Source organism: Candidatus Binatia bacterium, assembly GCA_029248525.1.
Lineage (GTDB): Bacteria > Desulfobacterota > Binatia > UBA12015 > UBA12015 > UBA12015.
Window position 1 is genome coordinate 1 of sequence record JAQWJE010000058.1, and the last position, 7,736, is coordinate 7,736.

At 57.7% G+C, this 7,736-nt stretch carries 2 protein-coding genes and 1 tRNA gene; 2 read left to right on the forward strand and 1 reads right to left on the reverse strand.

What is annotated here, in order from left to right:
- The first annotated feature begins 541 nt into the window (after positions 1-541).
- A complete protein-coding gene (locus P8K07_18695; GenBank protein ID MDG1960556.1) occupies positions 542-3,466 on the forward strand; it encodes a hypothetical protein in 2,925 nt (974 codons plus the stop codon).
- Positions 3,467-4,199: 733 nt separating this feature from the next.
- Positions 4,200-7,229, forward strand: a complete 3,030-nt coding sequence (locus P8K07_18700) for a hypothetical protein (GenBank protein MDG1960557.1) — start codon at positions 4,200-4,202, stop codon at positions 7,227-7,229.
- A gap of 287 nt (positions 7,230-7,516) precedes the next feature.
- On the opposite strand, the gene P8K07_18705 is transcribed toward P8K07_18700, so the two are convergent.
- A tRNA-Ser gene (locus P8K07_18705) sits at positions 7,517-7,589 on the reverse strand.
- Between the last annotated feature and the right edge of the window lie 147 nt (positions 7,590-7,736).

Below are 7,736 nucleotides of genomic sequence, written 5' to 3' on the forward strand. Positions count from 1 at the left end.
CGTTTACTCGCTTAGCAGGCGAGCGCCTTCGACCACTCGGCCATCTCTCCACCGCAGAACAAGGAAGGTAGGTAGACGAGCGGGGCTGCATTGGCAAGACGGCCGCAACGCTTTGATTCCCCGCGAGAAACGCTGCCGGCCAAGCCCGCGAGGCGCCAGGAGTCGGGCCGGGCAGGGCACGCTTTCGGGGGCCGTCCCGGCGCGCGGAACTCGGCGCGCGATCATCGTCCGCGGAGCTTTCGGGCAGTACGCGTCGCGTGCAGGATCGGGCAGGAGGGCTGAGTCCTGCGCCCTCTGACCCAAAAGGGACTTCGTGTCTCCTGCCGTCTGTCTGGACACATTTTTGTGTATTTGGCGTTGCTCCCTCTCGAACAAACCAGCGTTGGTTTCTGGCCTCAGGTATTCAACTTGGAGCCGCAACTGCAGGGAATTCATGCGATGTGCTATCCGAAGGGCTTTTTTAGTTGACTTTTGAGCGCATTCCTCGCAGGGTCTGGGTCCCCCACATTCCACTGTTACCTAATCCTCGAAAGGCGAAATCGTGAAATTTATTTTGGGACGACGAATCCGAGCGAGTCTCAGTTTGGCCGCACGCGCAACAATTCTGGTCGGGGGAGGACTTCTGGCCACGGCCGAAGTCGCCTTTTCCGCACCGGGGAATCTGGACTCGACATTTGGGTCGGGGGGAGTCCTGTACCACGAGTCCCAAAGATGTACTGGTTCTCCTTGCTCCCCCTATGTTCGAAACTCGATGAATGGAGCCTCCGTACGGGCGAGCGATCGACATGTCGTAGTCGTTGGTGCGGCCACGGAAGTTGTCGTCAGTTCGGGGGTGGACGACACGATACTTAACCGGCAATCCGATCTTGTCAGCGCGGCTCGAATCGACGAGAATGGTGCCCTTGCAGTCTCCTTCCAAAGTCCCAATCCGCCCGGATTCGGTGAACCAGGGGTGGGCGAGTACGCGGTGCAATTCAATGACGGCACGCTTGGTGCTATCTCCTCGACGAGTTCGGTACTCTTCGCGGTGGCTACGACGCCTTCCGGCGAGGCAGGTCCCTTTGCGGTGGGCGTCGGAACCTCGGATACTTTTTTTGACCAGGGTACTGATTCCGAAGAATTCCTCTTTGCGAGTTTCCAATCCGATGGAGCCGTAGACACGACCTTCGGCAGCGAAGGTTTTGTCATCGTCCCGACACTCTCCGCTGAAAATCCGACTCCTTCGACGAAACTGACCGCCGCTTATGATGTGGTCCGGCGAGCCAACGGATACTTCCTTGCCGCCGGCATCGGAAAAGGGGACGTCGCATTGGTTCAGGTCCGAGATGACGGCAGCTTCGATCCTGCTTTCGGAACCGATGGCGTCTTGCAGTCAGCTGCGTTCGGGGCCTCTTATGGAGCGCTCTCGGTTGCAGAGGATAATGCCGGTCGGATTGTCCTTGTCGCCTCCAATATTGTCGATGACTCGGTTGCGATTAGCTCCGAGGACCTCGTGGTCGCTCGTTTTCTCGATGACGGTCTCGACACCTCCTTCAACGGCACCGGTTTTGTCCGCGTGAGCGGTGGTTTGTTCGGGATCGGCACGATCGATACGATCGATGTAGATGTCGATGAGGACAATCGAGTCGTGGTGTCAAGCGGCACCCTTGGTACCGTGGTGGCACGTTACCTGGAGGACGGTTCGATTGACGCCTCGTTCGGCACCGCAGGGTCCATAACTCTCGCCAATGGCGTAGCCCGCAGCATTGCTGTCGACGAGAGAAACAGAATTTATCTCGCCGGAGCCGGAGGAGCGAACAGCGGCGGTGCGGACCAGGTCTGGGTTGCGCGACTGGATGACGGCGGAGCGCTGGATACGAGCTTTGCCGCGACCGGTGAAAGCTTCATCGATATTCCTGAAGGTGACCGCGAAAGCGCCTTTGACATCGCCCTGGAGGGCAACGGAAATCATGTTGTGATTGTAGGGGGCGTCGAGGATCTCAGTTCGAACACCTTCTACGATACCGGCTGGTTCGTGATCCGAATGATTGGTGGTCCCTTCTGTTTCGATGGGTTGATAGGTCCCGGGGAAACGGACACCGATGGTGATCTCGTCGAAGATATTTGCGACAACTGCGTCTCTATCTGCAATCCCGATCAGTCCGATATCGATGGCGATTGCAGTGGAGATGTTGCCGGAGGCGAGGAGTGCGGCGACGTCTGCGATGCTTGCCCTGCTCACCGCGAGGATGAGCAACCGCCCGAGTGCAACACTGCTTACTATAACACGGAAGGATACGACTGTTGCTTCCCGGTCGATTCGGCAGCACAGTCGACAGACCCGATTTGCACAGGTTCTGCGGTCTCGCCAATCATTGTTGAGGTCGGGGATGGCGAACTGCCGGCGGGCAGCCTCTGGGGCGAGGGCAATCCTCCAGGCGGCGCAATCCTCAAGATCCCGGCCGCTACGGCTGACGGCTTGACTTTTTCGATTACCGCGAAGGGCAAGGGCGCGGCTGATGCGGCGGCCGAAGGGGACTATTTCACCAGACATGCCGCCGGTAGGTTTGTCGGCCGATACAAGTTTGCGCCGAGCATGACATTTGCAGCACCCGCCGAGCCCATTACGGTATGCATCAAATGGGTAGACGATAATGACGATGGCACCCTTGATGCGCTGGCCGGGGCCGGCACTTTCCCCGCGGACGGAATGCCCTATCAGTACCGGATTGGTGAGGCGAGTCTTCAGCTATGGAAGGCCGATCCGGCGACGAATCTTGGCGGAATTCCCGGTGGTGCGTGTCGAAACAAGGCGTGCGGTGGCATTGGTCCTGATGGCACCCCCTCCGACTGGGGAGCGGCGAGCAACGTCCGAAACGATGATCCGAGCCTCCGCCTTTGCTGCAGTCGGCCGGAGAATCGCTGGTGCTACGAGACCCGAACCTTCAGTCAATATGGACTGGCGCCGCAGTGCAGTCTGGGCTTCGACAAGGCCCAACTGAAGTACAAGCTGAAAAATGGCAAGCTGGTCTTCAAGGGTTCGTTCCGGCTTGGAGATGGTCTCGAACAGGATGTCGCGGAAACCTTCAAGCCCGCTGAAACAGGGGCCGAGGTCCAGATCTTCGACCAGGATGACAATCTCCTGGAGAGGATCACTCTGCCGGGTGTTCCTTTCAGTTCGAGCAGCCCTGGTTGGAAATCCAACCGTGCCGGGGACGTCTTGACCTACATTGACAAGAACAAATCCTCGACGATCAAGAAGGTTCAATTGAAGCGAAAGGACCGCACGGACCCCTCGAAACTCGACGTCAAGGTGCTGACCAACGATCTGGGCCTGACAGAAAACCAACTGGCTGGCACCATCTCCCTGCAGTTTCGGCTTCTCGACGAGAATCCGGGGCATTGCGGGGTGACCGACTTCACCCAGGCCAGTGGCGGATTCTGCGCCCCGAATCGAAACGGTACGGTTTTAACCTGTCGGCAATAGCACGAGCGGCCCGGGTTCCCGATGGGATCCGGGCCGCATTTTGTTGCGCGGAGTCGAGCGAAGGATCCTCTCCGAGCGTCCGCCAGTGGCGTCGGCGGGCTCCTCAAGTCTTTTCCTGACACCAAATAGAAAAATCGAGTTAGCGTCAGCCGTGTGACCCTTGGAGAAGGGCTGCCGGAGATCGGATCGAGACATTCGAGTGAAACGCGTTAAGACAGCCAGACCGTCAAGCCGAACCGGCACTTTGTCGCGTCGAGTATGAATTGAAAGGTTGCTGTTTTTTGACAGTCACTCGTCGGTCGTGATGCTTAACTTATAAAACCATTTCAAAAGTTTTATTTGTGATCAAAATTATGAGACTCTCTGGCGCCAGAGGAGCAGTAGGGTTCTCGAGTCCGCCCGAAATGTTCTGGCGTGGGGAGTGTCGCGAATGACCGGTATGAGAAAATTCAATTTAAGTCTTTCGCGCAAGGAAAAGGTATCGTCGTCCTGGGCTTATGGGAAAGTTGCTAACAGGCTCCTGCGTAGGGTGTTGGTGGGCCTTCTGCCAGCACTTGTACTTCTGTTCGCGAACGGCTGGGACGCGCGCGCGGGCTCTCTGCAATTGGAACCCACACAGGCTGGCCCGTCAGGTTTTGTGAGGCTTCATGGCGCCGGCTTCGATGAATGCATCCCTGTTACAGCTGTGATCCCCCAGCTTGGAGTATCGGTACCGTTCTCAACCTCCTGCCGCGTGGAGGTTGAGATAGTTGACTGGGGCATCCCCCGGACATTCGTCGCCGATGAGGGGGGCGATATTCTCCAAGAGCTAGACCTTCCAGAGGAATGGCCGGTAGGGTTGGCTGCGGGCGACGAAGTAACGATTGAACTTTGTCCGAGCACGTCGGTGGTGGTCACGCCGCTGGACTGCCCAGAGACAGAAACCCTGGCGTCTCAGCCTCTGCTGCTGACGGAAGCCCACATTCAGCTCGAGGTTTTCCAGGCGCGGGCTCTTGAGGAGAGCTCGGATACGGTTTTTGGAAATCGACAGGACTTCTATTTTAGAGCATCGATAGACGGAAGCCCAACGATCAGTAGTCCGTCGCAGGGTGGACGCGACTGGGTCGGCGGGGAGCCCCTCTATAGAACGGGGCAGGGTGTCAATATTACGGGCCGGACCGAATTCGCGAGCTACGCCAATGTCGAGATGTGGGATAAGGATGTGACTTCTTCGGACGACCTTTTCGACGTGAACGAAGCAGTCGGAAAATCGGGCCTTGAAATGGTCTTCGACGCTTGCACCCTTCGCTGGACCGGACATGCGCAGTCGACAGGTTGCGGTGGCGTCGCGGGTGGCGCCGGGCCCGGGCGGTCGTGGATGTGTCCAGGCACCGATGGTGCCTTCGACGAACGAGGTGATTTGCAAATCAAGCTGTCGACAGCTTCGGGTCGGCCGCTGCTCCCTAACGACATTGCGATCGTAGGGGCATCGCCAGTTCAAATTGTCACCTCCCCTTCAAAGATCGTCGAGGGACGCGAAACCGTGTTTCTGGTGAGTTTGAGCAGTTCTCATGATGCGGATCAGCAAGCGCTAGTAAAGGTCGACCTTACTGACGGAAACACCTCAGCTCACGACGAACGCGTCATTACTGTCAAGCCCGAGGGTGCTGTCGTCGCCTTGTTCACTGCAAATCCCGATCCGTTGGACCCTGCAAGCCAGTTCATACCGAGACTGCTTAACAACGACGCCTTAGAATACACGGTACGAGTCGAGCTATCATCGGAAAGCGGATACGATCCTCAGGACTGCCGTTTAGGAAATAATGAACTCGACGGAAGAGTTCCGATCGTTGCTACAAAAAATTCACAAGTCGTTTATCTTCCATGGCACTGGGATGACCGTCTTGACTTCGGTGATCCGCGCGAAGGTCTGCCCCCGCGCTCGCAGGTGGAGAAGTTCGCGCTAAGCAATGATCGTTTCAGGAATGCCACGTTTCCGATCAAGCCGTCGACGGATTCAGTCATCGTAGGGCCCTCGCTCGTCTCGGAGAAGGGGGGTAGTCCAGTTGGAGGGTTGCTGACCGCGCTCTTGGGCTTGCTCGGGATTCCACTCGATCCTCCGCTTACCGTACTCAATGCCAGTCTGATGGCGAAAATTGCTGGCATTGATCGCGTCGTGCTCGTGCCCAGGCTGCGGTTTATTGAGGAAGAGACCGACATGTACCCCGTTCAGGGTTTCTCGCTGGGCGAATTCGCACCGCGCGCAGTGATGGCCGAACCCCTAGATTCAGACCCGGACGCCGCCAGAAGCGCGATCGGCGAATACCTCGGCGCTCACGAACTTGGGCACACCTACAAACTAAGCCGCAGAAAATGCAGCCTTGGAGGTGGTTTCGGCCTTCTCGAGGACCTTCTCAACATGGGCTGCCGGGATGAGTACAACCATAGTGAAGAAGATGGCCGCCCCTATCTTGGGCACGGATTTGATGTGCTTGGAATCCGGACTGCCGAGCCCGGGATAATTTCGGGTGGCTCGTTCGTGGGTACCGGCGAGGCGATGATACCCGCGACAGGGCCAGATTCACGATTTGTGATTCTTCCAAACTTCATGGACAACACTGAGAAGGCTTGGATCGACTCATTCACGCATGATTTCCTGATCGAAGAGCTGGCAACTGGCGGTTTTTTCAGCACCCGCAGAGCACCGGCGTCCGTTCTGCCGATGCCGGTGGTCGGGTTGACCGCACTGATCGTGGCGACCGGGATCCCCGGTGCGCCAGGGTTCGATTTCACCGGTGAGATTCTCACTGGATTCACCTTCGATGGCGAGCCAGATTTACCGATCCTGCAGCCAGGCGAGACTTGGGGGTCGGGGCCATTTGAATTGCGAGTAAATTCTGCCGATGGCGTGCGGATATACCGATTCAATCCTGAACTCCACGAAACCAAGGCTGGACTCGGAATGTTTGGCGGCTTTTCGAGTGCCATCCCTGACCCCGGTTCAATTATCAGTATCGAACTCGTCGGACCCGAGTACCTCGCCGCTGACGGCGATAAGCAGGTGGCAGTCTTCGATACGCTCAGCGCAAGCGCAGGTGTGCCGGTTATCCAATCCGTGTTTGTTGAGACCGGAGGCTCGCAGCCCGTGAGCGCTGGCTCGCAGCCGCTTTCCGTCCCCGCGAACGGTACTTTCATTCTCTCCTGGACTGGCTTCGACCCCGATGGCGATACACTCGTAAGTGCCGCGTTGGTGAGACCGAGCGGCGGGAACGGTCCTTGGTACCCATTCGCATTGCCCAATGATGTCCAGAGCCAGATTGAGTCAGCGGCTACGTTCTTTCCTGAAACCGGTTCCTACGACGTAAGGCTATATCTCTCAGACGGGATCAACACCGACTCGACCGAGATCAGTAACGCATTTGTGATCGAAGACTCTCAATGCGGCGATGGAGTTGTATCGCCGAGCGAAGCCTGCGACCCAAGTGCCGGCGATAGTTGCTGCACTGCGACGTGCACCCTTGCAGTGCAGGGAACAGTCTGTCGCGATGCGTCGGGCGTGTGCAACCCAGCCGAGGTCTGTGACGGAGCATCCGCACAATGTCCAGCTGATGCGACTGTTGCCGACGGAAGTCCTTGCAGTGACGGCAAACTTTGTACAACTGGAGATTTCTGTTCTGCAGGTGTGTGTCAGCCGACCGAATGTCAGACAGGGGTCGCCTGCGGTGCCTGCGGTTTGGCCGGAACTTGTGGCGTTGGCCCTTCAGGGTGTGGCTGTTTGTTTTGAGCAGCTCGCAGGACCTCCTCGGCGGCATCAGCGTTAATCGAGCCTGAACAGAGACCACTGTTGATCTCGGCAAAGTGAACGTCAGAACCGGAGGCGATTAGCTCGATGGCGTGCGCTTCCTTGTCCTTCAGCACTAGGCCGGACGGAATGATGTTGAGTGCAGAATTCTCCACATCTCCTATTTTAGCCTTCGACTAAGCCGAACAGGGTTGTGACTTCTACCTATATGGACCGAGTACGCGGGGCGTGCGAAGAAGTGCTCAAACAGACAGAAGAGTCAGCAAGCGTAGCGGGAGGCGAATTTATAAACCGTTTACTCGCTTAGCAGGCGAGCGCCTTCGACCACTCGGCCATCTCTCCACCGCAGAACAAGGAAGTAGGTAGACGAGCGGGGCTGCGTTGGCAAGAAGGACGCAGCGCTTTGATTCCCCGCGAGAAACGCTGCCGGCCGAGCCCGCGAGGCGCCAGGAGTCGGGCCGGGCAGGGCACGCTTTCGGGGGCCGTCCC